The sequence below is a fragment of the Pedococcus dokdonensis genome (assembly GCF_900104525.1).
GTDB lineage: Bacteria > Actinomycetota > Actinomycetes > Actinomycetales > Dermatophilaceae > Pedococcus > Pedococcus dokdonensis.
Genome location: NZ_LT629711.1, coordinates 2,127,672 through 2,152,879 on the forward strand (window position 1 = coordinate 2,127,672; position 25,208 = coordinate 2,152,879).

The window sequence follows — 25,208 nt, forward strand, 5'->3', positions numbered from 1 at the left end:
GCGCCACTCTATGCTTCGGCCATGAGCACGGGGGCCGGTTACCGCAGCTATGCGGGCGACGACATGGTCACCGGCGAGGGGGTAGCGGTCGAGCTGCCCATCGCCGGCGTCCCGTCGCGGGCGTTGTCGGGGATCATCGACCTGCTGGTGGCCGCCGCGCTGCTCATCGCCGGCGGGTTCCTCGTCAGGGCGCTGTTCGCCGGCACGTCGACGGCGGTGGTCCGCACCGTGTCGATCCTGCTGGTCGTGGGAGTCACGGTGGGCGTCCCCGCTGTCGTCGAGACGTTCACGCGCGGGCGCACCCTCGGCAAGCTCGCGCTGGGCCTGCGCGTGGTGCGCGACGACGGTGGCCCGATCACCGCCCGCCACGCCCTCACCCGAGCGCTCGTCGGGTGGCCCGAGATCTACCTGCTCGTCGGGGCGGGCGCGCTCGTCTCGTCGCTGATCAGCCCGCGCGCCAAGCGGCTCGGCGACATGGCAGCCGGCACGTATGTCGTGTCGCAGCGCGCGTCGATGCGGCTCCTCCCGCCCCCACTCATGCCCCCACCGCTCGCGCAGTGGGCCGCCGGGGCCGACCTGGCTGCCCTGCCGCCGGGTCTGGCGATCGCGGTGCGGCAGTTCCTGGGTCGCGCGCACGGGCTCACGCCGGCCTCGCGGCACGACCTCGGGCAGGCTCTCCTGCGGTCGGTGCTCCCCCACGTCTCACCGCCGCCCCCGCCCGGCTTCCACGCCGAGCACGTCCTCGCCGCCGTCATCGCCGACCGCCGACGACGGGACGCCGACCGGCTGGCCCGCGACGACCACCGCCTGGCCAGGCTGCTGCCTCCCGACCCGCTGGCCTGACCAGCCGGGCTCAGCGAGTCAGACCTGTTCGGTCTGCTCCTGCAGGGCCGCGTAACCGGGCTTGACGACGTCCTCGATGATCGCGAGGCGCTGGTCGAACGGGATGAACGCCGACTTCATCGCGTTGATCGTCACCCAGCGCAGGTCCTCCATCGTCCAGCCCGCGTCCTGCACCAGCAGCCCCATCTCGCGCGACATGGAGGTGCCGCTCATGAGCCGGTTGTCGGTGTTGACGGTGACCCTGAACCGCAACCGCTTCAGCAGCGAGATCGGGTGCAGCGCAACGGATTCCGCGGCCCCCGTCTGGACGTTGCTGCTCGGGCACATTTCCAGCGGGATGCGCATGTCACGCACGTATGCCGCGAGGCGGCCGAGGTGCACGTCGTCCGGCGCCGCTGAGACCGACGCCGCGACGTCGTCGCCGAAGGCCTTGTCACCCACCGTGAGGTCGTCGACGATCCGGACGCCGTGACCGAGCCGGTCGGCGCCGCACCACTGGATCGCCTCCCAGATGCTCGGGAGGCCGAACGCCTCGCCCGCGTGGATGGTGAAGTGTGCGTTCTCGCGGCGGAGGTACTCGAAGGCGTCGAGGTGTCGGGTGGGCGGGAAGCCGGCCTCGGCGCCGGCGATGTCGAACCCCGCGACGCCCTGGTCGCGGTAGCGGACTGCGAGCTCGGCGATCTCGGTGCTCTTGGCGGCATGCCGCATCGCGGTCAGCAGGGCGGTCACCCGGATCGGGGTGCCCGCCCGGGCGGCCTGCTCCTCCCCCTCCCGGAAGCCGGCATTGACCGCCTCGACGACGTCCTCGAGGGCCAGCCCGTCGGACAGGTGCTGCTCGGGCGCGTAGCGGCTCTCGGCGTAGACGACCCCGTCGGCGGCAAGGTCGAGCACCGACTCGCGGGCCACCCGGCGCAGCCCTTCGGTGGTCTGCATGACGGCCAGGGTGTGGTCGAAGGTCTCGAGGTAGCGCACCAGCGACCCGGAGTCCGCACTCTCCCGGAACCACGCACCGAGGCTCTCGGCGTCGCCTGCCGGCAGACCGGCATACCCGACCTGGTCGGCGATCTCCACGATCGTCTGGGGCCGCAGACCGCCGTCGAGGTGGTCGTGCAGCAGCGCCTTCGGGGCGCGCAGCACGAGGTCGTCGGAGACCGCGGCGTCGTCCTTGGAGCCCTTGCGACCGAAGATCACGCGCCCTCCTCCTCGCGGTTGACGGTGTCGGGGCTGAAGGCCGGCAGGCACACCGCGACGTACTCGGCTCCCGCCGACCCGGTGGAGTAGCGGATCCGCTCGCCGGCGCGGGTGATGACGCTCTGCCCGGCCTCGACCCGCAGCTGGCCCCCGTCGTGGTCGAGCAGGACCGAGCCCGCGATGACGAGGGTGATCTCGTCGAACTCCGGGGCCTGGAACGGCTCGGTCCAGTCGGCAGGGGCCTTCATGTGGGCGACGGAGACGGCTTCGCTGCCGGTGTTCACCCGGCCGACGTGCTCGTCGATGATCTTGCCGCCGGGGACGGGGATGGTCGTGGGGGTCGCGATGAGCTCAGGCACCCGCCCAGCCTAGTGCTGCGCGCCCTGGCGGGAACGTCCACGGCGGCAGCATCCGTCGCGGGAGCATCCACCGCGGGAGCATCGGTCGCGGGAACGCCCGGTGTGGGAGCGCCCGGCGCGGGAACGCCCGCCATGGGGGCGGGACGGCCCTTGCCGGATCCGAACGGTCGTGCTTTTATTGACCCGTGGACGAGAGCCGGCAGTGAGCAAGGGCGATGACACCCGCGACTCGGTGCTGCGCGTGGCCCTGGCGCAGTCCAGCCGGGTCGGCCTGCGCGGCATCACGATCGGTTCCCTCGCCGACGCCCTGGAGATGTCCAAGAGCGGGCTGTTCGCGCACTTCGGCTCCAAGGAGGGGCTCCAGGCCGCGGTGATGGACTACGCCGCCGAGTCCTTCACCCAGCTCGTCATCCGGCCGGCCCTCAGGGCCCCCCGTGGTGAGCCCCGGCTCCGACTGCTCTTCGAGCGCTGGCTCGGGTGGGGCGGCTACGCCGACTACGCACTGCCGGGTGGCTGCATCTTCGTGTCCGTGGCCAGCGAGTTCGACGACGAGCCCGACGGCCCGGTGCGCGCCAAGGTCGTGCAGACCGAGCGCGACCTGCTCGACACCATCGAGACGATCGTGCGGGGCGGGGTCACCGAGGGCCAGTTCGACGAGGCGGCTGACGCGGCGGCGTTCGCCCACGACATGCTCGCGATCGTGCTGGGCTACAACTTCTCGGCCCGGTTGCTGCGCGACCCGGCCGCCGCGGGTCGGGCCCACGACGCCTTCGACCGCCTGATCGACCACATCCGCAGCTGATCCCACCCACCCCGGAGGTAGCCGCCATGTCCGCAGAAAAAAGCACGATCGATCGTTTCGGTTCTGACGAGGGCCCGTCCTCCTCTACGACACCCCGGTGGCGGACCACCCGGATGGGCAGCGGCCCGGTGCCCAGATGGGTGGTGGGTGCCGATGCCCGAGACCTGCTCGCGACCCGAGTCTGGGGAGGCGGCAGACCGACGCCGCGCGGTCAGCAGCCCGCTCGACCCGACCCGTTGCCGGCCACACCCACTCAGGAGGTTCCAGCCATGTCGACCCAAGGAAGCACGATCGACCGAATCACTCTCGCGCGACGACCCCGACGATCGGTCCCCGCGGCCCACGACCGCACGGCGACGACGGCCACCGGCCTGCCTGGGTCGTCGGCCCTGCGCTCGACCTTCGAGCTGCTCGAGCGGCGCGCGCCCGCCGTGGGTGGGCGATTGGCCGAGCACCTCTGGTTCCGGCTCCCGGCCCGCCCGGCCGCGGCGGTGCGGGCCGAGCGGACCCCTCGAGGAGGTGAGCCGTTCGAGGTCGCGTGGGCGCACGGCACCGTCCGCGGACGGGTCTACGGCGACTGGGGCAACCCCACGGCATACCTCGTCCACGGCTGGGGCGGCTGGTGGCAGCAGGTCGGCGCGCACGTCGCGCCGCTGGTGGACCGCGGCCTGTGCGTGGTGGCCTTCGACGCGCCCAGCCACGGCGACTCGGACGCCGGAGCCTTCGGTCGCCGGTCGACCACGTTCGTCGAGATGGCCGAGGCGCTCGCCGCCGTCGTGCGCGAGTTCGGCCGGCCGAGTGTCGTGGTGGCCCACTCGGCCGGCGGGCTGGCGGCGGTGCATGCCCTGGGCCTCGGCTCCGAGCCCGACTCGCTCGTGCTGGTCGCACCCTCGGAGGGGGTGCCGGCCATGCTGCCCGTCGTGACGACCGCGCTCGGGATCGGGCGCCGCTCGCAGGCGACGATGGTGACGCTGGCCGAGCGGCGGGTCGGTGTGCCGATGGAGGCGCTCGACCTGCTCACCATGGCGTCCCAGCACGGTTCGCTGCCGCACCTGCTGGTGGTGCACGACCGCGGCGACCGGGAGGCGCCCTTCGCGGGGGGCGTGCGCCTCAAGGATGCCTGGCACGGGGCGCGGCTGGTCGCCACCGAGGGACTGGGTCACCGACGCGTGCTGTGGGACCCCGCTGTCGTCGAGCAGGTGGGCGCCTTCGCGGCGGCGGCCGCCGACCGGGTCAGGAGATCTTCTCGATGACCAATGGCAGCAGGTCGGGTCGCGATCCCTCCGGGGCGATCGTGAACGCGCCCTCGAGTGACTCCAGCGCCCGCTCGAACCGGTCGGGGGTGTCGGTGTGCAGCGTCAGCAGCTTCTCGCCGGCACGCACGGTGGCGCCCGGCTTGTAGTGCATCTCGACGCCGGCGCCGGCCTGCACCGGGTCCTCCTTGCGTGCCCGGCCCGCGCCGAGCCGCCAGGCGGCGACGCCGACCTTGAGGGCGTCGAGCTCGGTGAGCACCCCGTCAGCCGGCGCGAGCACGTCCTGGCTCTCCTTGGCGACCGGAAGCGTCGCGTCCGGGTCGCCGCCCTGGGCGCGGATCATCGCCTTCCAGGCGTCCATGGCGCGACCGTCCCGCAGTGCGTCAGCCGGGTCGACGTCCTCCCGGCCAGCGGCCGAAAGCATCTCGCGGGCCAGCGCCAGGGTCAGCTCGACGACGTCCTCGGGCCCGCCACCGGCCAGCACCTCGACCGACTCGCGCACCTCGATCGCGTTGCCCGCCGTGAGGCCGAGCGGCACCTGCATGTTGGTCAGCATCGCCACCGTCTTCACGCCGGCGTCGGTGCCGAGGTCGACCATCGTGCGGGCCAGCTCGCGGGCGTCGTCGACGTTCTTCATGAACGCGCCGCTGCCGACCTTGACGTCGAGCACCAACGCCCCGGTGCCCTCCGCGATCTTCTTGCTCATGATCGACGACGCGATGAGCGGGATCGCCTCGACGGTGCCCGTGACGTCGCGCAGGGCGTAGAGCTTCTTGTCGGCCGGGGCCAGGCCGTCGCCGGCCGCGCAGATGACTGCCCCGACGTCTTCGAGCTGGCGCATCATCGCCTCGTTGCTCATGGCGGCCTGCCAGCCGGGGATCGACTCGAGCTTGTCGAGGGTGCCACCGGTGTGCCCGAGGCCGCGGCCGGAGAGCTGGGGCACCGCCACACCACAGGCCGCCACCAGCGGGGCCAGCGGCAGCGTGATCTTGTCGCCGACGCCGCCCGTGGAGTGCTTGTCGGCGGTCGGACGGGAGAGACCGGAGAAGTCCATCCGCTCACCGCTGGCGATCATCGCCCCGGTCCAGCGGGAGATCTCGCGCCGGGTCATGCCGTTGAGCAGGATCGCCATGGCCAGGCTCGACATCTGCTCGTCCGCCACCGCGCCGCGGGTGTAGGCGTCGATCACCCAGTCGATCTGCCCGTCGGTGAGCTCGCCCTTCCCCCGCTTGGCAATGATCACGTCGACGGCATCGAAGGCTTCACTCATGGGGTCATCGTGTCAGACCCCGACCGCGCTGCGCACTGCTCCTCGGTGGGGGAAAGCGAGGGTCAGGCGGGGTGGGCCGCGGCGGTCAGGTTGTCGGGACCGAACGCCTGCGGCAGCACCTCGCGCATCGGCAGCACGCCCTCGGGGGTGAGCAGCAGGCACTCGGGCCCGCCGTTCTCCCACAGCAGCTGGCGGCACCGGCCGCACGGCATCAACGGCTGGCCGTCGCCACCCACGCAGGAGACCGCGACGAGCCTGCCGCCCCCGGTCGCGTGCAGCTCGGAGACCATGCCGCACTCGGCGCACAGCCCGACGCCGTAGGCAGCGTTCTCCACGTTGCAGCCCGCCACGACCCGGCCGTCATCGACGATGCCGGCCACGCCGACGGGGAAGTTCGAGTACGGCGCGTAGGCCCGACCCATGATGTCGATCGCCTTGGCGCGCAAGGCTTCCCAGTCGACGTGCTCCGGGGCGGGAGGGGCGGCATGCCGCGCAGCCGGCTCCGCGGCATACCCCTCCTGCTGCTGGTGATCGGGCTCAGGGCACACCTAGTGCCCCTCGCCCTTGCGATAGATCTGTCCGTCGGCAGCGGGCATCCGCAACCGTTGCGACGCGAAGGCCAGCACCAGCAACGTGGTGACGTAGGGGGTGGTGCCGGTGAGCTCGGCGGGCACCGCGTCGCTGGCGAAGTACCACCAGCCGACGAGGACGCCGACGGCGATCGCAAGGACACCCTGGACCATCCGCTTGTTGCGGACGACCTGCCAGATGCCGACCGCCACCAGCAGCACCGCGAAGAGCAGCAGGAACGCGTGGACGGTCGCGCCACCGCGCAGCTGGACCGCGTCGGTGTAGCCGAACAGCGCTGCGCCGGTGAGCAGGCCACCGGGTCGCCAGTTGCCGAAGATCATCGCCGCGAGGCCGATGTAGCCACGTCCGCCGGTCTGGCCGTCGCGGTAGATGTTCGCAGCCACCAGGGCGAGGAACCCGCCACCGAGGCCGGCCAGGCCACCGGAGACGATCACGGCGAGGAACTTGTAGCGGAGCACGTTGACGCCGAGCGACTCGGCCGCCACCGGTGACTCACCGACGGAGCGCAGCCGCAGGCCGAACGACGTCCGCCACAGCACCCACCAGGTGCCGGCGAACAGCAGCAGCGCCAGGATCGTGAGGATCGACAGGTCGGTGCAGACCGCCCGCAGCACGGCCGCGAGGTCGCTGACGAAGAACCAGTCCTTCTTCTCGATCGTGCCCAGCCCGCTGGAGATGCCGGGGACGGTGAAGTCGGGCAGCGCCTTGACCGGCGGCGACTGCGTGGGGCCACCGCCGGGCAGCCCGTCGAAGAACCGGGCGGCGAGGTACTTCGCGACCCCGAGGCCGATGATGTTGATCGCCACACCGGAGACGATGTGGTCGACCCCGAACGTCACCGTGGCGACGGCGTGGATCAGGCCACCGACCATGCCCAGCAGGATGGCGCCGAGGACGCCGGCCCACGGGCCCATGTGGTAGCCGAAGAACCCGGCACCCCAGGTGCCGAGGATCATCATGCCCTCGAGGCCGATGTTGACCACGCCGGCACGCTCGGACCACAGGCCGCCCAGACCGGCGAGCCCGATCGGCACGGCCAGTCCGATGGCGGCGGCCAGGGCGCCCGACGACGCGATGTCGTCAGCACCGGTGACCAGCCGCAGCACCGAGACCACGGCGATCGTGCCGAGCGCGATGATCGCCCACTCGCGCGGGCCGAGCCGGCGCCGCTTCGGGCGGTCGACGACGGCCTGCGTGCCGACCTCGAGTCCTGCGGCGCTCATGCCGGGGCTCCTTCCGTGGCGGGCTGGGCCTTTCGCTGGGCGGCCAGCTCCCTGGCGACCCGTTGCTGCTCGAACCGCTTGTCGGCCCGGCGGATCAGCTCGTAGGCGATGACCACGGCGAACAGGATGACGCCCTGGATGATGAAGACGATCTCCTGGGCCACACCGGCCGTGATCTGCAGGGCGTTGGACTGGATGTCGAGGAACGCCCACAACACCGACGCGAACGCGATGCCCACCGGGTTGTTGCGCCCGAGCAGCGCGATCGCGATGCCTGCGAAGCCGAGCCCCGACTGGAACGTCGTGCCGTAGTTGTGGTCCTGCCCGAACAGCAGCGGCATGCCCACCAGCCCGGCGAGCGCGCCGGAGGCGATCATCGCGGTCATGACCATCCGCGGGACCTTGACGCCACTCGCGACGGCGGCGCTCTCGGAGCGGCCCGTGGCCCGCAGGTCGAAGCCGAACCTCGTCTTGCCGAGCACGAACCAGTAGAGGAACCCGACGAGGATCGCCAGCACCAGCAGCGTGTAGACGCGGTTGGTCGCACCAGGGATCAGCTTGAAGCCCTCGAGCTGCGAGGAGTCCGGGATCGTCTTGGTCTCGATCGCGTTGCTGCCCTCCTTGCGGTCGGCGACCTTGAGCAACAGCCAGCTCACCACGCCGGTGGCGATGGCGTTGAGCATGATGGTCGAGATCACCTCGGAGACGCCGCGCTTCACCTTGAGGTATGCCGCGATGCTGGCCCAGAGCCCGCCCGCCACCATCGCGACGACCATGGCCGCGACGACGTTGAGGAACCCGGGCAGCCAACCCTGGCCGGCGAACACGGCGGCCGCGAAGACGGCGACGCGGTACTGGCCGTCGACGCCGATGTTGAACAGGTTCATCCGGAAGCCCACTGCGACGGCGATGGCCGACAGGTAGAACACGGTGGCGCTGTTGATGATCTGCACCGTCTGCCTGGGCTTGGGCGCGTGCAGGATCGTCTTCCAGACCTCACCGACCGGGTCGCCGAAGAGGACGAGGATCAACGAGGTGATGGCGAACGCCACGAGGAGGGCGAGCACCGGCGCAGCCACGCTGAGCAGGATCCGGCGGGGGCTGATCGACTTCATCAGGAGGCCTCCTTCTCGCCGGCGCCGGTCATGGCAGCGCCGAGGTCCTCGGCGGTCACCTTGTCGGGGTCGAACTCACCGGACAGCTTGCCGCGCAGGATGACGCGGATGGTGTCGGACAGCCCGATCAGCTCCTCGAGGTCGGCCGAGATCAACAGCACGGCGAGGCCTTCGCGCCGCGCAGCCCGGATGTGGTCCCAGATGCTCGACTGGGCGCCGACGTCGACGCCACGGGTCGGGTGGGCTGCGATGAGCACCTTGGGCGTGTGGCTCATCTCCCGACCGATGATGAGCTTCTGCTGGTTGCCACCGGAGAGCGATCCCGCGGTGACGAAGATCGACGGGGTGCGGACGTCGTACTCCTTGACGATCCGCTCGGTGTCCGCCTTGGCGGCAGCGGCGTCGATCAGCTGGCCCTTCACGTTGGGGCGCTCGGTCTGGTGTCCGAGGATGCGGTTCTCCCAGAGCGGCGCCTCGAGCAGCAGGCCGTGGCGGTGCCGGTCCTCGGGGATGTAGCCCACCCCGGCTTCGCGGATCTCGCGGGTGTGCCAGTCGGAGATGTCGGTGTCGCCGAGGTAGACCTCGCCCGACGTGGGCTCGCGCATCCCCATGATGACCTCGACCAGCTCGGCCTGGCCGTTGCCCTCGACACCCGCGATCCCCAGCACCTCGCCGGCGTGGATGGTCAGCGAGATGCCGTCGAGCACCGGGCGGCCGGAGCCACCCCGAGCACCAGGTCGTCGACCTTGAGCAGCACGCGGTCGGTGACCGTCGACTCCTCGGTGGTCGGGGACGGCAGCTCGGAGCCGACCATCAGCTCGGCGAGCTGGCGGGCGTTGACGGACTTCGGGTCGACCGTGTCGATCGTGGTGCCGCGGCGGATCACCGTGATCGAGTCGGCGACCTTGAGCACCTCGTCAAGCTTGTGCGAGATGAAGAGCACGGTGAGGCCCTCGTCCTTGAGCTCGGCGAGCTGGTCGAACAGCTCGTCGACCTCCTGCGGCACGAGGACGGCGGTGGGCTCGTCGAGGATCAGCGTCTTGGCGCCCCGGTAGAGGACCTTGAGGATCTCGATCCGCTGGCGCGCCCCGACCCCGAGGTCGGCGACCAGCGCGTCCGGGTCGATGTCGAGCTTGTAGGCGTCGGAGATGCGCCGGATCTCGGCTCGCGCCGCGTCGCCGATGCCGTGCAGCTTCTCTGCCCCCAGCACGACGTTCTCGACCACCGTGAGGTTGTCGGCCAGCATGAAGTGCTGGAACACCATCCCGATGCCGGCCGCGATCGCGTCGGACGGCGAGTGCAGGTTGACGGCCTTGCCGTCGACCTTGATCGTCCCCTCGTCGGGGCGCTGCACGCCATACAGGATCTTCATCAGGGTGGACTTGCCGGCGCCGTTCTCACCGACGATCGCGTGGACCGTGCCACGACGCACCGAGAAGGTGATGTCCTTGTTGGCGACCACACCCGGGAACCGCTTGGTGATCCCCTCCACCTCGACGGCTGGGGCACCCCCTTGGGCAGTGGGCTGCGTCAGCGGTGGGGAGGCAGTGATGGCTCACACTCCTGGTCCGGGCCCGCGACGTCGCGGGCGGGGCGCATTTCGGGACGCTTCCGGCACGGGTCGCGGCACCGGGAAGCGGTCGTTCGGGCGGGTCGATCAGGGAAGCACACGGCCCGGGTCAGACGCTACCGCGCCGCCCGGGCCGTGTACGACCATCATCGTGATCAGGGGGTGGTGGGCACCTTGATCTCGCCGGCGATGATCTTGGCCTTGTAGTCGTCGAGCTTGGCCTTGATGTCGTCGACCTGACCACCGGTCGTGGAGTAGTCCACACCGCCGGCCTTGAGGTCGTAGACGTTGTTGCCGGTCTTCTCCTGGCCGTCAGCGGCCGACTTGATGAAGTCGTACACCGCGACGTCGACCTTCTTGATCATCGAGGTCATGATGACCGAGCGGACGTCCTCGGGGGCGGTGAGGGCCTGGTCCGAGTCGACGCCGATGGCGAGCTTGCCGGCAGCCTTGGCCGCCGTGAAGACGCCACCACCGGAACCACCGGCAGCGTGGTAGACGATGTCGGCGCCCTTGTCGTACATGCCCTGCGCCGCGGTCTTGCCCTTGGCCGGGTCACCGAAGCCGCTGAAGTCCGGCGGCTGGGTGAGGTACTGGGAGTCGATCTTGATCGACGGGTTGACCGCCTTCGCACCGGCGATGTAGCCAGCCTCGAACTTCTTGATCAGCGGGACGTTCACGCCACCGACGAAGCCGATGTGGCCCGACTTCGACTTGAGCGCGGCCGCCGCACCGACGAGGAACGAGCCCTCGTTCTCGGCGAACGTGATCTGGTCGACGTTGGCGCCCTTGGAGTCGTCCGACGCGTCGTCGACGATCGCGAAGTGCACGTCGGGGTTGTCCTTGGCAGCCTTGCCCACCGAGGCGGCGTAGGCGAAGCCGACCGCGACGACGTGCGTGTAGCCGGCGTCGACGAGCTGCTGGAGACGCTCCTCGCGGGCGGCCTCGTTCTCACCGTTGACCGCGGCAGCTTCCTTGGTCTCCACGCCGAGCTCGGTCTTGGCCTTGTCGAGGCCCGCGGCAGCGGCGTCGTTGAACGACTGGTCGCCACGACCACCGACGTCGTAGGCCATGCCGACCTTGATCGAGGCCTTCTTGGTCGTGCTCGAGCTGGAACCGCTGGTCCCCGGGTCGTCGCCCGAGTCACCACATGCGGCAAGGCTCAGTGCTGCCACTGACACCACCGCTGCAACCTTCATCGTGTGACGCAAGGCTGTCTCCTGTTCTTTGGTAAAAATCGCTTCATGGAAAAGCAAAGGGGCGCTCTGATGCGCCGCTAGGCGGAGAGGATAGCCCGACGCTCCGCGTGGTTCGTCGGCCTTGGGCCAGTTGGGTCACAAACCGTTACCGATCCGCGACTGTCCCTCAGCCAGCCGTACCGGGCGTGTCCCGGGTCTTGACGACTCCGGCCACGACCGCACCGGCGAGCAGCCGGGCACCCTGCACGACGGACCCCTCGTCCACGACCAGGTCGCCCTGGTGCAGGTCGTAGGTCGACCCTCCCGGCGTGCGGGTGCCGAGGCGGGCCATCGCTCCCGGCACCTGGCGCAGGTACCAGGCGAAGTCCTCGCCACCCAGTGACTGCGGCGTGCCCACCGCGGTGAGCCCGGTGCCGTCGGCCGCGGCGCGGAACACCTCGATCGCCTCCGGGTCGTTGACCACCGGCGGCACCCCCTGGACGTGCTCGAGGACGGCCGTCACGGCATACGGGGCGACGACGTGCTCGACCGCCTCCGCGAGGAGCGGTCCGATCGTGGTCCAGGCGGTCGCGTCGAGCATCCGGAGCGTGCCGGCGGCGACGCCGCTCGACGGGATCACGTTGGCCGCCTGGCCGGCGTGCACCTCGCCCCAGACCAGCGCGAACGCGGTGCGGGGGTCGAGCCGGCGCGACAGCACGGCGGGCAGCTCGGTGACCACCTTGCCGAGCGCGAAGGTGAGGTCCTCGGTCAGGTGCGGGCGCGAGGTGTGCCCCCCGCGTCCGCTCAGGTGGACGGTGACGCGGTCGGCCGCGGCGGTGATGGCTCCGTCACGCAGACCGACGCTGCCGACGTCGAGGCTGGGGTCGCAGTGCACCGCGAAGATGGCGTCGACCCCGTCGAGCGCACCCTCCGCGAGCAGGTCCACGGCACCACCGGGGATGACCTCCTCGGCCGGCTGGAACAGCAGCCGCACGCCGATGCCCCGCTCGCGCAGCGCGTCCTCGTGGACCTTGAGCGCGAGCCCCGCCCCGAGCATCGCGGCGACGTGCACGTCGTGCCCGCAGGCGTGGCAGATGCCCTCGGTGGTCGAGGCCCACGGCAGGTGGGTCCGCTCCCCCACCGGCAGCGCGTCGAGGTCGGCGCGCAGGGCCACCCGGTAGGCCGGCTGCTCGGCGCCCAGGTCGGCGACCAGGCCGCTGACCGGCAGGGTGCGGTGCGCGATCCCGGCGTCGGCGAGCCGACGGGCCACCTGGGCGGTCGTGCGGATCTCGCCGCGGGACAGCTCGGGATGGGCGTGCAGGTCGTGCTGCAGGTCGAGGAGCTCGGGGGCGAGGGAGTCGATGGTGGCGCAGAGTGCGCCCATCAGGAGATGGTCTGTCATGTCAGCGCGCACTCTACTCGCGGCGGGCGCGGCTCCCGGCAGGACCAGGCCGCGGCTCCCGGCAGGACCAGGCCGCGGCTCCCGGCAGGACTAGAAGGTCTCGCGGGGGACGTAGAGGCCCCACACGTCGCGCAGCGCGTGGCTGACCTCGCCGCCGGTCGCGCGCAGCCGCAGCGCCTCGCGCATCGGGTAGAGCACGTTGTCGGTGCCGCGGGCCGCCTCCCGCAGCGCCTCGAGGGCGGCCTCGACCGCATCGTTGTCGCGGTCGGCGCGCAGCGCGGCGAGGCGCTCGCGCTGGTCGTGCTCGATCTGCGGGTCGACGCGCAGCGGCTCGTAGGGCTCCTCCTCGTCGAGGGCGAACCGGTTGAGACCGACGACGGTGCGCTCCTTGCTGTCGATCTCGAGCGCGATCCGGTAGGCGGACCGCTCGATCTCGGACTTCTGGAAGCCCTGCTCGATCGCGGCCACTGCTCCCCCACGGTCCTCAACCGCCTGGATCAGCTCGAGCGCCGCGGCCTCGACGTCGTCGGTCATCGACTCGACGACGTACGACCCGGCGAACGGGTCGACGGTCTTGGTCACGTCGGTCTCGTAGGCGATCACCTGCTGGGTGCGCAGCGCGAGCCGGGCGGCCTTCTGGGTCGGGAGCGCGATCGCCTCGTCGAACGAGTTGGTGTGCAGCGACTGGGTGCCGCCGAGCACCGCGCCGAGACCCTGCAGCGCGACGCGCACGAGGTTGACCTCGGGCTGCTGGGCGGTCAGCTGCACCCCGGCGGTCTGGGTGTGGAACCGCAGCATCTGGCTCTTGGGGTTCTTGGCCCCGAACTCGTCCCGCATGATCCGCGCCCAGATCCGGCGGGCAGCGCGGAACTTCGCGACCTCCTCGAGCAGCGTCGTCCGGGCCACGAAGAAGAACGACAGCCGCGGGGCGAAGTCGTCGACGTCGAGCCCGGCCTTGATCGCGGCGCGGACGTACTCCTTGGCGTTGGCCAGGGTGAACGCGATCTCCTGCGCGGGCGTCGCCCCGGCCTCGGCCATGTGGTAGCCGCTGATGGAGATGGTGTTCCAGCGCGGCAGCTCCTGGTGGCAGTAGGCGAAGATGTCGCTGATCAGCCGCAACGACTCCTTCGGCGGGTAGATGTAGGTGCCGCGAGCGATGTACTCCTTGAGCACGTCGTTCTGGATGGTGCCGGCCAGCCGCGACGGGTCGGCGCCGTTCTCCTCGGCCACCAGCTGGTACATCAGCAACAACGTCGACGCGGGAGCGTTGATCGTCATCGAGGTCGACAGCTCGCCCAGCGGCAGCCCGCCGAAGAGCGTGCGCATGTCCTCGATCGAGTCGATCGCGACGCCGACCTTGCCGACCTCGCCGTGCGCGATCGCCTCGTCGGAGTCGTAGCCCATCTGGGTCGGCAGGTCGAACGCGACGGACAGTCCGCCGGTGCCCGCCTTCACCAGCTCGTGGTAGCGCTCGTTCGACTCCTTGGCCGTCCCGAACCCGGCGTACTGCCGCATCGTCCACGGCCGCCCCGTGTACATGTTCGGGTAGACGCCGCGCGTGTAGGGGAACTGCCCGGGGTCACCGAGCTGGGCGTCCGCGTCGAAGCCCTCGAGGTCGCCCGCGGCATACACGGCCTTGATCGGCAGGTCGGACTCGGAGCGTGCAGCGGGGACGTCGGCGGCCATGCCGCCCACGATAGTGAGCCGGTATGCCGCGTGGTCACCGCTCGTGGCCCACCTCACCGTGGGCTGCATCACCCCCGGCTCAGTGGCCGAGCTCGGCGCGGCGCTTGTCCCAGCGGTCGGAGAGCTGCTGCATCTCCTCGGTGACGAACTCGAGGAACGCGACGCTGAGGGCCAGCCGGTCGCCGGCCTGGGTGCCCGCGCCGCCGACCTGGTCGACGCCGTCGCGCAGCGTCTCGGTGAGCGGGGTGTAGATGGTGGCGGAGTTGATCATCACGTCGTGCCAGGCGTCGTCGGCGACCACGTGCACGTCGCGCCGGGTGCCCGGTTCGCGCTCCCGGTGGATCATCCGCAACTGCTCCAGCGAGCGCACCGCCCCCGAGACCGAGGCGGGGCTGACCGTCAGCACCTCACCGATCTCCGCCGCCGTCATCCGCCCGTCCTCGTCGGCCAGCAGGGCCGCGAAGACCCTGGCCGGCAACCGCTGCATCCCGGCAGCGGTGAGGGCGGAGCCGAACCGCTCGACGAAGCGCGCGGGGTCCGCGGCGGCGGGGGTGGGGGTCATGAGGACAGTTTAGATCATTCAGAGATTTCTGAAAACAGTGTAGAGTTGGGCTCATGGCTCCTGTCATCGAGGCCGTCGGCCTCACCAAGACGTTCGGCTCCACCACCGCCCTCGACGGCCTCGACCTGACCGTCCACGAGGGTGAGGTGCACGGCTTCCTCGGCCCCAACGGCGCCGGGAAGTCCACCACCATCCGCGTCCTCCTCGGACTCCTGCGCGCCGACGCCGGGACGGTCCGGCTGCTCGACCGTGACCCCTGGGCGGACGCCACCGAGCTGCACCGCCGGCTCGCCTACGTGCCCGGCGACGTCGTCCTCTGGCCGAACCTAACCGGCGGTGAGGTCATCGACCTGCTCGGCCGGCTGCGCGGCGGGGTCTCCGAGGGCCGGCGCGCCGAGCTGCTCGAGGCGTTCGAGCTCGACCCGACCAAGAAGGGCCGGTCCTACTCCAAGGGCAACCGGCAGAAGGTCGCGCTCGTCGCGGCGTTCGCGTCCGACGTGCCACTGCTCGTCCTCGACGAACCCACGTCGGGACTCGACCCCCTGATGGAGAAGGTCTTCCAGGAGCACCTGGCCCGGGTCCGCGACGAGGGGCGCACCGTCCTGCTCTCCAGCCACATCCTGTCCGAGGTCGAGACCGCAGCCGACCGGGTCAGCATCGTGCGCGCCGGACGCGTGGTGGACTCCGGGTCACTGGCCGACCTGCGGCACCTGACCCGCACCAGCATCACCGCGACCCTCGCCCGCCCGGTGTCCGACACCGAAGCGGGCCGCTGGCCCGGCGTCGAGTCGGCGCGCCAGGACCGCGAGCGCCTCGTCCTCTCGGTCGGGACCAGCTCGGTCGGCGACGTGCTCCAGCGGCTCGGCGGGCACGGCATCCAGGCGCTCACCTGCCAGCCACCGACTCTCGAGGAGCTGTTCCTCTCGCAGTACCGCGACGACCTGGGCACTGCCGCGGGCAACGGCGCCGGGGCCGGCGCCAAGGAAGAGGTGTCGGCGTGAGCGACAGCTTCGCCGGCGCCGGTGCGCTGTTGCGGCTGGCGTGGCGCCGGGACCGCTGGATCGTCGTCGCGAGCGTGCTGGCCCTGGTGGCCACCGCCTACGGCTCGATGGCAGCCACCCTCGACCTCTACCCGACCGACGCCGCGGCCGCTGGTGGTGCCGCGGCGATGGTCGACAACCCGTCGCTCACTGCGCTGTACGGGCCGCTCCCCTCTGCCACCGCCGCCGGTATCGGCGTGCTCAAGACCGTCATGATGGGCAGTCTCGCCACGGCCTTCCTCGCCTTCGCGCTGGTCCGTCGGCACACCCGCAGCGAGGAGGAGGACGGCCGCCTCGAGCTGGTCGCCGCCGGCGTCGTCGGTCGTCGGGCTCCGCTCGCCGCGGCCGTCGCGCTCGCGACCCTCACCGTGCTCGCCACCGGTCTGCTCTCGGCGCTGAGCCTGCTGGGGACCGGTGTCGACGCCACGGGGTCGTTCGCACTCGGGGCCGTCGAGGTGGTCGCCGGCCTGGTCATGATCGGTGTGACCGCCGTGGCCGTGCAGCTCACCTCCACCACGCGAGGTGCCGGAGGCATCGCGGTCGGGGCGCTCGGGCTGGCCTTCGTGGTGCGCGCCACCGCCGACACCAGCAGCGGTGGTTCGGGGCTGGTCTGGTTGTCGTTCCTGGGCTGGGCCGAGCAGGTCAGCCCGTTCGGCGCGAACCGGTTGTGGCTGGTGTTTCCCGCCCTCGTCGCCACCGCCGGGCTGCTCCTGGTCGCCGACGCGCTGCTGCACCGGCGCGACCTCGGCTCCGGTCTCTGGGCGGCGCGTCCCGGGCCGAGTCGGGCCCGGCCGGCGCTGCGGTCACCGCTCGGGTTGGCGTGGCGGCTCCAGCGGGGCACCTTGCTCGGCTGGACGATCGGGTATGCCGTCCTGGGCCTCGTCGTCGGCAACATCGCCTCCTCGGTCGACCAGATCGCCGACAGCCCGTCCGTCGAGGAGATGCTGCGCAAGATGAGTGGTGGGCAGGGTTCCCTGCTGGACGCCTTCTTCGGGACCGAGCTGCGCTTCCTCGCGATCGGCGCCGCCGCCTACGGCATCGCCACCGCGCTCCGGCTGCGCTCCGAGGAGAACGCAGCGCGCGCCGAGGTCGTCCTGGCCACCCCGGTCAGCCGGTGGCGCTGGCTCGGCAGCCACCTCGTCATCGCCGCCGCCGGGTCGGTCTGGCTGCTCGCCGTGGTGGGCGTCGCCGCGGGCCTGGCGGCCGGTGCGGTGAGCGGCACCGGGGTGTCCGAGCTGCTGCCCGCGGCGCTGGCCACGGCTCCGGCGGTGCTGGTCTGCGTCGGCCTGACGGTGCTGCTCTTCGGGCTGCTGCCGCGGATGTCGACGGCGGCGTGGGGACTGCTGGCGTTGTTCGTGCTGCTCGGCGAGTTCGGCGCACTGTTGTCGCTGCCCGACTGGGCCCTGGGACTGTCGCCGTTCGACCACCTCGGCAGCCTCCCCGGCGGCGACGCCAATCCGGCCGGGCTCGCGGGCCTGCTGGCAGTCGCGGTGGCAGTCACGGCGGTCGGAGCCACCGCCTTCCGCCGCCGCGACCTCGCCACCTGACCCGACCGACCAGCCCAGCCCCCCCGACGCAGGAACCTTTGCTATCAAAGGTTCCTGCGTGACGGACAGGTTGCAACCTGTCCGCGAACCGGTTTCCTTTGCTAGCAAAGGTTCGTGCAGCCAGCGCGGGGGTCAGAGGAGGTCGGTGCGGCCCTCGGACTTGAGCAGGTCGACGACGGCCTTGACGTCCTGGGCCCGGTCCCGTGAGACGACCAGGAGCGCGTCGGGCGTGTCGACCACGACCACGTCGTCGAGCCCGACCACCGCGACCACCCGCCCGTCGCGGTCCCCCGACGGCACGACGACCCCGGTCGCGTCGACCACCCGCACGCTGGAGGCGTCGCCCAGGACCCGCACCCCCGGCATACCCGAGGCGTCGGGGAGGAGGGCACCGAGCGAGCTGAAGTCGCCCACGTCGTCCCAGCCGAAGCCACCCGGCACCACCGCGACCCGCCCCTCGGCGGCCGCGGGTTCGGCCACTGCGTGGTCGATGGCGATCTTCTCGAGCCCGGGCCAGACCTGTTCGAGCCGCGACGGGTCGGCGGCGAGCGCCCGCACCCCGGCTGCGAGCTCCGGGTGCCACTGCGCGAGCAGGTCGAGCAGCACCGTCGCCCGGACCACGAACATCCCCGCGTTCCACCGGAACCGGCCCGTCGCGAGATAGGCCTCGGCCCGGGAGCGGTCCGGCTTCTCCACGAACTGACGCACTGCGTGGGCGGGGCCCTCCCCCAGTGGCTCGCCCAGCTCGATGTAGCCGAACCCGGTCGCGGGACCGGTCGGCTCGATGCCGATGGTGACGACATACCCCTGCTCGGCAGCAGCCACCGCGTCGGTGACGCAGGCGCGGAAGGCGTCCTCGTCCGCGATCACGTGGTCCGCGGCGAAGGACCCCAGCACGGCGGAGGGGTCACGCGCCTCCAGGACCGCGGCGGCCCAGCCGATCGCGGCCATCGAGTCGCGCGGCGCCGGCTCGGCGAGCAGCTGGTCGGCCGGCAGGTCGGGGAGCTGGGCGGCGACGGCCGCGCGGTGGGCGGCGCCCGTCACGACGAGCACCTGCGACCCGGTCAGCGGCGTCAGCCGGTCCCAGGTCGCCTGCAGCAACGAGCGCCCGGTGCCGGTCAGGTCGTGCAGGAACTTCGGCGACGAGGCCCGCGACACCGGCCACAGCCTGGTGCCCGCCCCACCGGCCGGGACCACCGCCCAGAAATGGCTGTCGCCCGTCACCGTCTCGTCGGCTGCTGCGTGACCTGCTGACATGGCCGGAACGCTAGCCCACCCACCAGCCGGTCACCCGCCGCTCACCTGACACACCCCTGGCCGTGGCCGTCTCCTCACCGGCGGTGCGGACGCTGGAGTCGTGCGAGTCGCCATCGTGACCGAGTCCTTCCTGCCCTACCTGAACGGCGTGACCACGAGCGTCTGCCGGGTGGTGGAGTGCCTGCGCGACGGCGGCCACGAGGTGGTCGTCATCGCGCCGCGGCCGGCGCCCACGTCCTACGCCGGGTATGCCGTGCACGGCCTCGCGTCCGTGCCCGTCCGCCAGTTCCCGGTGGGGCTCCCGCTGGGTGGCGAGGTGGAGTCGCTGTTGGCCGACTTCCGCCCCGACGTGGTGCACGTCGCCTCGCCCTTCGTCCTGGGGGCCAGTGCCCTGTCGGCAGCCGACCGCCTCGACCTCCCGACGGTGGCGGTCTACCAGACCGACATGCCCAGCTACCTGCGCCAGCACGGCCGGGGTGCGGTGGGGCGCGGCGCGGCGAGGGCCGCGTGGCGGTGGATCAGGCGGATGCACGAGCTGGCCGACCTGACCCTCGCGCCGTCGTCGGCGACGCTGGCCGAGCTGCGAGCCCACGGCGTGCCCCGCACCGCGTTGTGGGCGCGCGGCGTCGACGCCGTCCAGTTCCACCCGGGGTGGCGGCTCGACGCCGGCACGGCCGCCCTGCGCCGGTCGCTCGCCCCCGACGGCCAGCTGCTCGTCGGCTACGTGGGACGCCTGGCCCTCGAGAAGGAGCTGCACCGGCTCGCGGGGCTCACGGGTCTGGCGGGGCTGCGGGTGGTGCTGGTCGGCGACGGTCCCACCCGCGAGCCGGACGCGGCCCTCCTCGCGGCGGCCGGGGTCGACGCCGTCTTCCTGGGACGGCGCGAGGGCGACGACCTCGCGAGGGCGTATGCCGCCGTCGACCTCTTCGTGCACCCCGGGACCCGCGAGACGTTCGGCCAGACCCTCCAGGAGGCGGCCGCCACCGGGCTCCCGGTCGTGGCACCGGCCCGCGGCGGACCGCTCGACCTGGTCGACCACTCCCGCACCGGCCTGCTCTTCGACCCCGACGACCCCGGTTCGCTGCGCGAGGCCGTGGTCCACCTGGCCGGCGACGGCGTGAAGCGCCGGGCGATGGGCGCGGCCGGGCGGGCCGGGGTCGAGGGCCGTTCCTGGGCTGCGCTCACCGGGCAGCTGCTCGGCCACTACGACATCGCGAGGGCGACCCACGGGTCCCGCCCGTCCCTGCCCGACGGCGAGCGCGAACACGTGGGGTGAGACCCGGGCACCCGCCCGGCCACGCGGCATACCCGGCGGTAACCGGGCCTGTCTGCTTTCTCACAGCGGGCGCGTTATCGGTCCGAGCGCAGGGCCGATAACCTGACGGACGTACTACGGCCATCGACGCTGGACGACGACTGCCGTGACATCTGCTTCGAAAGGGACGCGCAGTGGCGCAGGCAGCCAACGGCACCCTCTACCGCGGCCGTGAAGGCATGTGGTCGTGGGTGGCCCACCGAGTCAGTGGCCTCCTCCTCTTCCTCTTCCTGTTCGCGCACGTGCTCGACACGGCGCTGGTGCGGGTCTCCCCCGACGCCTACAACGAGGTGATGGAGGCCTACAAGAACCCCATCGTGGGTCTGGGTGAGGCCGGGCTCGTCGCCGCGGTGATCTTCCACGCGCTCAACGGCCTGCGCATCATCGCCGTCGACTTCTGGTCCAAGGGGCCCCGCTACCAGCGGCAGCTGTTCTGGGCGGTCGTCATCGGATTCGTCGTGCTCTTCGCGCCCTTCGCGATCCGGCACCTGACCATCGTGTTCACGCACTGAGAGCGCGGGGGAACTCATGAGCGCCACCACCGAGGCCAACTACCACGCCGGTCCCGACGCCGTCTCCACGACCAAGTCCCGCTATCGGCGGGTCTCCAAGGGCCGCGGCAACTTCGAGCTCTGGTCGTGGGTCTTCATGCGCGCCAGCGGCGTGCTGCTCCTCGTCCTCGTGTTCGGGCACCTGTTCGTCAACCTGATGCTGGGCGAGGGCATCCACGGCATCGACTTCGCGTTCGTCGCCGGCAAGTGGAGCAGCCCGTTCTGGCAGACCTGGGACCTGCTGATGCTGTGGCTCGCCGAGCTGCACGGCTTCAACGGGGTCCGCACGATCATCAACGACTACACCGAGAAGGACCGCACCCGCTGGATCCTCAAGGGCCTGCTGGTCACGAGCGCGGTGCTCGTCATGGTGCTCGGCACGCTGGTGATCTTCACCTTCGACCCGTGCCTGGACCCGTCCTCCACCCTCTCCGTGTGCACCGCACGATGACGCCGGACCACCTGACCCTGGAACTCCGAAGGACACAGCACTGATGCAGACGCACAAGTACGACGTCGTGATCGTCGGGGCCGGCGGAGCCGGCATGCGGGCGGCGCTCGAGTCGAGCACCCGGACCCGCACGGCGGTGCTGACCAAGCTCTACCCCACCCGGTCCCACACCGGCGCGGCCCAGGGCGGCATGTGCGCCGCCCTCGCCAACGTCGAGGAGGACAACTGGGAGTGGCACACCTTCGACACCGTCAAGGGCGGTGACTACCTCGTCGACCAGGACGCGGCGGAGATCATGTGCCGCGAGGCCATCGACGCGGTGATCGACCTCGAGAAGATGGGGCTGCCGTTCAACCGCACCCCCGAGGGCAAGATCGACCAGCGCCGGTTCGGTGGGCACACCCGCAACCACGGTGAGGCGGCCGTGCGCCGGTCGTGCTTCGCGGCCGACCGCACCGGTCACATGATCCTGCAGACGCTCTACCAGAACTGCGTCAAGCAGGGAGTCGAGTTCTACAACGAGTTCTACGTCCTCGACCTGCTGATGAACACCGGCCCGGACGGTGTCGAGCACACCGCGGGAGTCGTCGCCTACGAGCTGGCGACCGGTGAGCTGCACGTGTTCCAGGCCAAGTCCGTCGTCTTCGCGACCGGTGGCACCGGCAAGGTCTTCAAGACCACCTCCAACGCCCACACCCTCACCGGTGACGGCATGGGCGTGGCCTTCCGCCGCGGGATCCCGTTGGAGGACATGGAGTTCTTCCAGTTCCACCCGACCGGCCTGGCCGGGCTCGGCATCCTGCTCTCCGAGGCCGCCCGCGGCGAGGGCGGCATCCTGCGCAACGCCGACGGCGAGCGCTTCATGGAGCGCTACGCCCCCACCATCAAGGACCTCGCCCCCCGCGACATCGTCGCCCGGTCGATGGCCAACGAGGTGCGCGAGGGCCGCGGCGCCGGTCCCAACAAGGACTACGTGCTGCTCGACCTGACCCACCTCGAGCCGGCCCACATCGACGCGAAGCTCCCCGACATCACCGAGTTCGCACGCACCTACCTCGGCGTCGAGCCCTACACCGAGCCGGTGCCGGTCTACCCGACCGCGCACTACGCCATGGGTGGTGTGCCGACCAACGTCGAGACCGAGGTGCTGCGCAACAACACCGACGTCGTGCCCGGCCTGTTCGCCGCCGGTGAGGTCGCCTGCGTCTCCGTGCACGGGTCCAACCGGCTCGGCACCAACAGCCTCCTCGACATCAACGTCTTCGGCCGCCGTGCCGGCATCGCCGCCGCGGAGTATGCCGCGAACGCACCGTTCGTCGAGTTGCCCGAGCACCCGTCGGCGCTCGTCGAGGGCATGGTCGAGACGATCCGCACCCGAGAGAGCGGCGAGCGGGTGGCCGACCTGCGCCGCGCCCTCCAGGAGACGATGGACCGCAACGTCCAGGTGTTCCGCACCGAGGCCTCGATGAAGGAGGCCCTCGGCGTCATCGACGAGCTGAAGGAGCGCTACGCCTCCGTCGTGGTGCAGGACAAGGGCAAGCGCTACAACACCGACCTGCTCGAGGCGGTCGAGCTCGGCTTCCTCATCGAGCTGGCCGAGGTCATCACCCTCGGCGCGCTGGCCCGCAAGGAGTCCCGCGGTGGCCACTTCCGCGAGGACTACGAAGCCCGCGACGACGTGAACTTCATGCGCCACACGATGGCCTACCGCGCCCCCGTGACCGACGTGGAAGAGGGCCCGAAGTTCGCCGACGAGGTGCGGCTCGACTACAAGCCCGTGACCGTCACCCGCTACCAGCCGATGGAGCGCAAGTACTGATGACCGCGACCGCAGAGAAGACCCAGAACACCGGCGAGTCCGCCAAGGCCGGTGCGGTGCCGTCGTTCACCGTGACGCTGAAGATCGCCCGGTTCGACCCCGAGACCGACAGCGAGCAGCACTGGGAGACCTACGAGGTCACCTCGCACGCCACTGACCGCGTGCTCGACGCGCTGCACCAGATCAAGTGGGACCAGGACGGCTCGCTGTCGTTCCGCCGGTCCTGCGCCCATGGCGTGTGCGGCTCCGACGCGATGCGGATCAACGGCAAGAACCGGCTCGCCTGCAAGACGCTCATCAAGGACGTCAACCCCGACAAGCCGATCACCGTCGAGCCGATCAAGGGCCTTCCCGTCGAGAAGGACCTCATCGTCGACATGGAGCCGTTCTTCGACGCCTACCGCGAGGTCATGCCGTTCCTCATCACCGAGGGCAACGAGCCGACCCGCGAGCGGATCCAGAGCCAGGCCGACCGCGACCGCTTCGACGACACCACCAAGTGCATCCTCTGCGCTGCCTGCACGACGAGCTGCCCGGTGTTCTGGAACGACGGCCAGTACTTCGGCCCGGCCGCCATCGTCAACGCGCACCGCTTCATCTTCGACAGCCGCGACGACGGCGGCACGCAGCGGTTGGAGATCCTGAACGACAAGGAGGGGGTGTGGCGCTGCCGCACCACCTTCAACTGCACCGACGCATGTCCTCGTGGCATCGAGGTGACCAAGGCGATCCAGGAAGTGAAGCGCGCGCTCCTGACCTCTCGGTTCTGAGGTGACCCGGCTTCGCGGTCACGGCCACCGGCGCGCGGGCCTTGCCGTCCTGATCGCTGCAGCGCTGTCGGCGGGGACGATCGACGCGGGGGCTGCGGTTGCGGTGGCGAAGCCGACTCCTTCGGCCACCACGAAGACCCTCCCGGTGCCGCGGGCGACGGTGGACCCGCAGGTGTCCGTCGGGGGTCCGCAGCTGGCCTCGATGGGGGTGGTCACGGACCTGCCGGCCGGCGTGCCTGCGCCGCCCAGGCTCAAGGACGTGTCGTGGGTGCTGGCCGACCTCGACACGGGCAAGGTGGTCGCAGCGAAGGCGGCGCATGCCCGGTTGCTGCCCGCCAGCACGCTCAAGACGCTGACGGCCCTCACCCTCATCCCGAAGGTGCCGGCGACCCGCAAGGTGGTCGCGACCCAGTCGGACGCCAACGCCGACGGGACGCGGGTCGGAGTCGTGCCCGGGCTCCCCTACACCGGACGCCAGCTGTTCCAGGGCCTGCTCATGTCATCGGGCAACGACGCGGCCTACGCGCTGGCCGAGGCCGGGGGCGGCCGCGAGGTGACGCTGGCCGCGATGAACGAGCGGGCGGCATACCTGGGGGCGCACGACACGGTCGCAAAGGACCCTTCTGGCCTGGACGCACCGGGGCAGACCTCGAGCGCCTACGACCTCGCCCTGATCGGGCGGGCTGCCTTGCAGCTGAAGGACTTCCGCGCCTACGTCACCACGAAACAGGTGGACTTCCCCGGGCGAGTGGACCCGAAGACGAAGAAGCGCGCGACCTACAAGATCCAGAACCACAACAAGCTGCTCTACAACTACGCGGGCACGATCGGGATCAAGAACGGCTACACCGAGCACGCCAACCGCACCTACATCTCGGCGGTGACCCGCGGCGGGAAGACCTACCTGCTCAGCGAGATGTACGGGCTGGACTCGTCGTGGCGCCCCCAGGCGGCGATGTACGACTGGGCCTTCCGCTACGGGGCCGTGGCCGGCGCTGTCGGCGAGATGGTCGAGCCGGGCACCGTCACGACGCCTCCGACCCCGCTCCCGAGCGCCACCTCACCCAGCCTCGCGCCCGACGCCGGCCCGGGCGCAGGCGGTGCACCCGTGGTGGCCGGCGCCCCCGCACAGACCGACACCCGCCCCGCCGGTCGGCGGCTCGACACCGAGCAGCTCGTCGAGGCCGGCATCGCGCTGCTGGTCCTGGCGCTCACCCTCCTCTTCGTCCGCCGCCGTGCAGTGATCAAGCGGCGGCGCGCCAAGGGCCGCCCCCGCCACCGCTGAGTCCAGCTACGGGGTGACCGCAGGTAGGCTGCGACGTTTTCGACGCCGAAGAGTGACGCCAGTCGGCAGGTGACATCCGCGACCACATGAATATGTGTGCCAGGCTCGGTGCACCCCCATCGGGACGT

The 25,208-nt window shown here is 71.2% G+C and carries 24 protein-coding genes; 11 read left to right on the forward strand and 13 right to left on the reverse strand.

What is annotated here, in order from left to right; translation table 11 throughout:
- The first annotated feature begins 21 nt into the window (after positions 1 to 21).
- Positions 22 to 843: an RDD family protein gene (locus tag BLQ34_RS10005; protein WP_091784780.1), complete on the forward strand. Its 822-nt coding sequence runs from the start codon at positions 22 to 24 to the stop codon at positions 841 to 843.
- Between the two features lie 18 nt (positions 844 to 861).
- On the opposite strand, the gene BLQ34_RS10010 is transcribed toward BLQ34_RS10005, so the two are convergent.
- Together BLQ34_RS10010 and BLQ34_RS10015 are read right to left on the reverse strand one after the other, a co-directional pair.
- Positions 862 to 2,034 carry an adenosine deaminase gene (locus BLQ34_RS10010; protein WP_231961015.1) on the reverse strand — a complete coding sequence of 391 codons (1,173 nt, stop codon included), beginning with the start codon at positions 2,032 to 2,034 and terminating at the stop codon, positions 862 to 864.
- A complete protein-coding gene (locus tag BLQ34_RS10015) occupies positions 2,031 to 2,393 on the reverse strand; it encodes a cupin domain-containing protein (protein WP_091784782.1) in 363 nt (120 codons plus the stop codon). Before BLQ34_RS10015 ends, BLQ34_RS10010 begins: the two co-directional genes overlap by 4 nt.
- 202 nt (positions 2,394 to 2,595) lie before the next feature.
- On the opposite strand from BLQ34_RS10015, the gene BLQ34_RS10020 reads away from it, so the two are divergent.
- On the forward strand, positions 2,596 to 3,195 hold the full coding sequence (locus BLQ34_RS10020) for a TetR/AcrR family transcriptional regulator (protein WP_091784785.1): 600 nt from the start codon (positions 2,596 to 2,598) through the stop codon (positions 3,193 to 3,195).
- 269 nt (positions 3,196 to 3,464) lie between these two features.
- Positions 3,465 to 4,448, forward strand: coding sequence for an alpha/beta fold hydrolase (locus BLQ34_RS10025; protein WP_157692986.1), 984 nt, complete (start codon positions 3,465 to 3,467; stop codon positions 4,446 to 4,448).
- Here the strand turns inward: BLQ34_RS10025 and BLQ34_RS10030 are convergent.
- From BLQ34_RS10030 to BLQ34_RS10070, 10 genes are all read right to left on the reverse strand, one after another.
- Positions 4,429 to 5,718 (reverse strand): thymidine phosphorylase, encoded by a 1,290-nt coding sequence (locus BLQ34_RS10030; RefSeq protein WP_091784791.1) that lies wholly within the window; start codon positions 5,716 to 5,718, stop codon positions 4,429 to 4,431. The two genes, BLQ34_RS10025 and BLQ34_RS10030, sit on opposite strands and share 20 nt — an antisense overlap.
- Before the next feature lie 62 nt (positions 5,719 to 5,780).
- Positions 5,781 to 6,266, reverse strand: coding sequence for a cytidine deaminase (locus tag BLQ34_RS10035; RefSeq protein ID WP_091784794.1), 486 nt, complete (start codon positions 6,264 to 6,266; stop codon positions 5,781 to 5,783).
- Positions 6,267 to 7,532, reverse strand: coding sequence for an ABC transporter permease (locus BLQ34_RS10040; RefSeq protein WP_091784797.1), 1,266 nt, complete (start codon positions 7,530 to 7,532; stop codon positions 6,267 to 6,269). It lies immediately after the preceding gene.
- Positions 7,529 to 8,647: an ABC transporter permease gene (locus BLQ34_RS10045; RefSeq protein WP_091784800.1), complete on the reverse strand. Its 1,119-nt coding sequence runs from the start codon at positions 8,645 to 8,647 to the stop codon at positions 7,529 to 7,531. Before BLQ34_RS10045 ends, BLQ34_RS10040 begins: the two co-directional genes overlap by 4 nt.
- Positions 8,647 to 9,354 carry an ATP-binding cassette domain-containing protein gene (locus BLQ34_RS19295; protein WP_231961016.1) on the reverse strand — a complete coding sequence of 236 codons (708 nt, stop codon included), beginning with the start codon at positions 9,352 to 9,354 and terminating at the stop codon, positions 8,647 to 8,649. Before BLQ34_RS19295 ends, BLQ34_RS10045 begins: the two co-directional genes overlap by 1 nt.
- Positions 9,333 to 10,139, reverse strand: coding sequence for an ATP-binding cassette domain-containing protein (locus BLQ34_RS19300; RefSeq protein WP_231961023.1), 807 nt, complete (start codon positions 10,137 to 10,139; stop codon positions 9,333 to 9,335). Before BLQ34_RS19300 ends, BLQ34_RS19295 begins: the two co-directional genes overlap by 22 nt.
- A gap of 233 nt (positions 10,140 to 10,372) precedes the next feature.
- Positions 10,373 to 11,416 (reverse strand): BMP family lipoprotein, encoded by a 1,044-nt coding sequence (locus tag BLQ34_RS10055; RefSeq protein WP_231961024.1) that lies wholly within the window; start codon positions 11,414 to 11,416, stop codon positions 10,373 to 10,375.
- 166 nt (positions 11,417 to 11,582) lie between these two features.
- A complete protein-coding gene (locus BLQ34_RS10060) occupies positions 11,583 to 12,797 on the reverse strand; it encodes an amidohydrolase (protein ID WP_091784806.1) in 1,215 nt (404 codons plus the stop codon).
- A gap of 90 nt (positions 12,798 to 12,887) precedes the next feature.
- Positions 12,888 to 14,483 carry an acyl-CoA mutase large subunit family protein gene (locus tag BLQ34_RS10065; RefSeq protein WP_091789767.1) on the reverse strand — a complete coding sequence of 532 codons (1,596 nt, stop codon included), beginning with the start codon at positions 14,481 to 14,483 and terminating at the stop codon, positions 12,888 to 12,890.
- Positions 14,484 to 14,562: 79 nt separating this feature from the next.
- Positions 14,563 to 15,045, reverse strand: a complete 483-nt coding sequence (locus BLQ34_RS10070) for a GbsR/MarR family transcriptional regulator (RefSeq protein WP_091784809.1) — start codon at positions 15,043 to 15,045, stop codon at positions 14,563 to 14,565.
- 53 nt (positions 15,046 to 15,098) lie between these two features.
- Here BLQ34_RS10070 and BLQ34_RS10075 point away from each other — a divergent pair, with 53 nt between their 5' ends.
- Both BLQ34_RS10075 and BLQ34_RS10080 read left to right on the forward strand, forming a co-directional pair.
- Positions 15,099 to 16,046 (forward strand): ABC transporter ATP-binding protein, encoded by a 948-nt coding sequence (locus tag BLQ34_RS10075; RefSeq protein WP_091784812.1) that lies wholly within the window; start codon positions 15,099 to 15,101, stop codon positions 16,044 to 16,046.
- Entirely contained in the window at positions 16,043 to 17,632 is a 1,590-nt protein-coding gene (locus BLQ34_RS10080; protein WP_091784815.1) for an ABC transporter permease, read from the forward strand. Before BLQ34_RS10075 ends, BLQ34_RS10080 begins: the two co-directional genes overlap by 4 nt.
- 132 nt (positions 17,633 to 17,764) lie before the next feature.
- On the opposite strand, the gene BLQ34_RS10085 is transcribed toward BLQ34_RS10080, so the two are convergent.
- A complete protein-coding gene (locus BLQ34_RS10085; protein WP_091784818.1) occupies positions 17,765 to 18,889 on the reverse strand; it encodes a mannose-1-phosphate guanylyltransferase in 1,125 nt (374 codons plus the stop codon).
- A gap of 100 nt (positions 18,890 to 18,989) precedes the next feature.
- On the opposite strand from BLQ34_RS10085, the gene BLQ34_RS10090 reads away from it, so the two are divergent.
- The 6 genes from BLQ34_RS10090 (at position 18,990) to BLQ34_RS10115 (ending at position 25,080) form a co-directional block, all read left to right on the forward strand.
- The gene (locus BLQ34_RS10090; protein ID WP_091784820.1) at positions 18,990 to 20,165 is read left to right on the forward strand and encodes a glycosyltransferase family 4 protein; all 1,176 of its coding nucleotides are present in this window, start codon (positions 18,990 to 18,992) and stop codon (positions 20,163 to 20,165) included.
- 173 nt (positions 20,166 to 20,338) lie between these two features.
- Positions 20,339 to 20,716, forward strand: a complete 378-nt coding sequence (gene sdhC, locus BLQ34_RS10095) for a succinate dehydrogenase, cytochrome b556 subunit (RefSeq protein ID WP_091784823.1) — start codon at positions 20,339 to 20,341, stop codon at positions 20,714 to 20,716.
- A gap of 16 nt (positions 20,717 to 20,732) precedes the next feature.
- Positions 20,733 to 21,206, forward strand: a complete 474-nt coding sequence (locus tag BLQ34_RS10100) for a succinate dehydrogenase hydrophobic membrane anchor subunit (protein ID WP_091784825.1) — start codon at positions 20,733 to 20,735, stop codon at positions 21,204 to 21,206.
- Positions 21,207 to 21,249: 43 nt separating this feature from the next.
- The gene (gene sdhA / locus BLQ34_RS10105) at positions 21,250 to 23,025 is read left to right on the forward strand and encodes a succinate dehydrogenase flavoprotein subunit (RefSeq protein WP_091784828.1); all 1,776 of its coding nucleotides are present in this window, start codon (positions 21,250 to 21,252) and stop codon (positions 23,023 to 23,025) included.
- Positions 23,025 to 23,795: a succinate dehydrogenase iron-sulfur subunit gene (locus tag BLQ34_RS10110; protein WP_172829388.1), complete on the forward strand. Its 771-nt coding sequence runs from the start codon at positions 23,025 to 23,027 to the stop codon at positions 23,793 to 23,795. The genes sdhA and BLQ34_RS10110 overlap by 1 nt, the downstream gene beginning before the upstream one ends.
- 1 nt (position 23,796) lies before the next feature.
- Positions 23,797 to 25,080 carry a D-alanyl-D-alanine carboxypeptidase family protein gene (locus BLQ34_RS10115; protein ID WP_091784833.1) on the forward strand — a complete coding sequence of 428 codons (1,284 nt, stop codon included), beginning with the start codon at positions 23,797 to 23,799 and terminating at the stop codon, positions 25,078 to 25,080.
- Positions 25,081 to 25,208 lie beyond the last annotated feature (128 nt).

Bases quoted from the DNA above. Each gene is read 5' to 3' on its own strand.
- BLQ34_RS10005 (WP_091784780.1), top strand. From the start codon at position 22: ATGAGCACGGGGGCCGGTTACCGCAGCTATGCGGGCGACGACATGGTC.
- BLQ34_RS10025 (WP_157692986.1), top strand. From the start codon at position 3,465: ATGTCGACCCAAGGAAGCACGATCGACCGAATCACTCTCGCGCGACGA.
- BLQ34_RS10030 (WP_091784791.1), bottom strand. From the start codon at position 5,718: ATGAGTGAAGCCTTCGATGCCGTCGACGTGATCATTGCCAAGCGGGGG.
- BLQ34_RS10040 (WP_091784797.1), bottom strand. From the start codon at position 7,532: ATGAGCGCCGCAGGACTCGAGGTCGGCACGCAGGCCGTCGTCGACCGC.
- BLQ34_RS10045 (WP_091784800.1), bottom strand. From the start codon at position 8,647: ATGAAGTCGATCAGCCCCCGCCGGATCCTGCTCAGCGTGGCTGCGCCG.
- BLQ34_RS10055 (WP_231961024.1), bottom strand. From the start codon at position 11,416: ATGAAGGTTGCAGCGGTGGTGTCAGTGGCAGCACTGAGCCTTGCCGCA.
- BLQ34_RS10060 (WP_091784806.1), bottom strand. From the start codon at position 12,797: ATGACAGACCATCTCCTGATGGGCGCACTCTGCGCCACCATCGACTCC.
- BLQ34_RS10065 (WP_091789767.1), bottom strand. From the start codon at position 14,483: ATGGCCGCCGACGTCCCCGCTGCACGCTCCGAGTCCGACCTGCCGATC.
- BLQ34_RS10070 (WP_091784809.1), bottom strand. From the start codon at position 15,045: ATGACCCCCACCCCCGCCGCCGCGGACCCCGCGCGCTTCGTCGAGCGG.
- BLQ34_RS10075 (WP_091784812.1), top strand. From the start codon at position 15,099: ATGGCTCCTGTCATCGAGGCCGTCGGCCTCACCAAGACGTTCGGCTCC.
- BLQ34_RS10085 (WP_091784818.1), bottom strand. From the start codon at position 18,889: ATGTCAGCAGGTCACGCAGCAGCCGACGAGACGGTGACGGGCGACAGC.
- BLQ34_RS10100 (WP_091784825.1), top strand. From the start codon at position 20,733: ATGAGCGCCACCACCGAGGCCAACTACCACGCCGGTCCCGACGCCGTC.
- sdhA (WP_091784828.1), top strand. From the start codon at position 21,250: ATGCAGACGCACAAGTACGACGTCGTGATCGTCGGGGCCGGCGGAGCC.
- BLQ34_RS10110 (WP_172829388.1), top strand. From the start codon at position 23,025: ATGACCGCGACCGCAGAGAAGACCCAGAACACCGGCGAGTCCGCCAAG.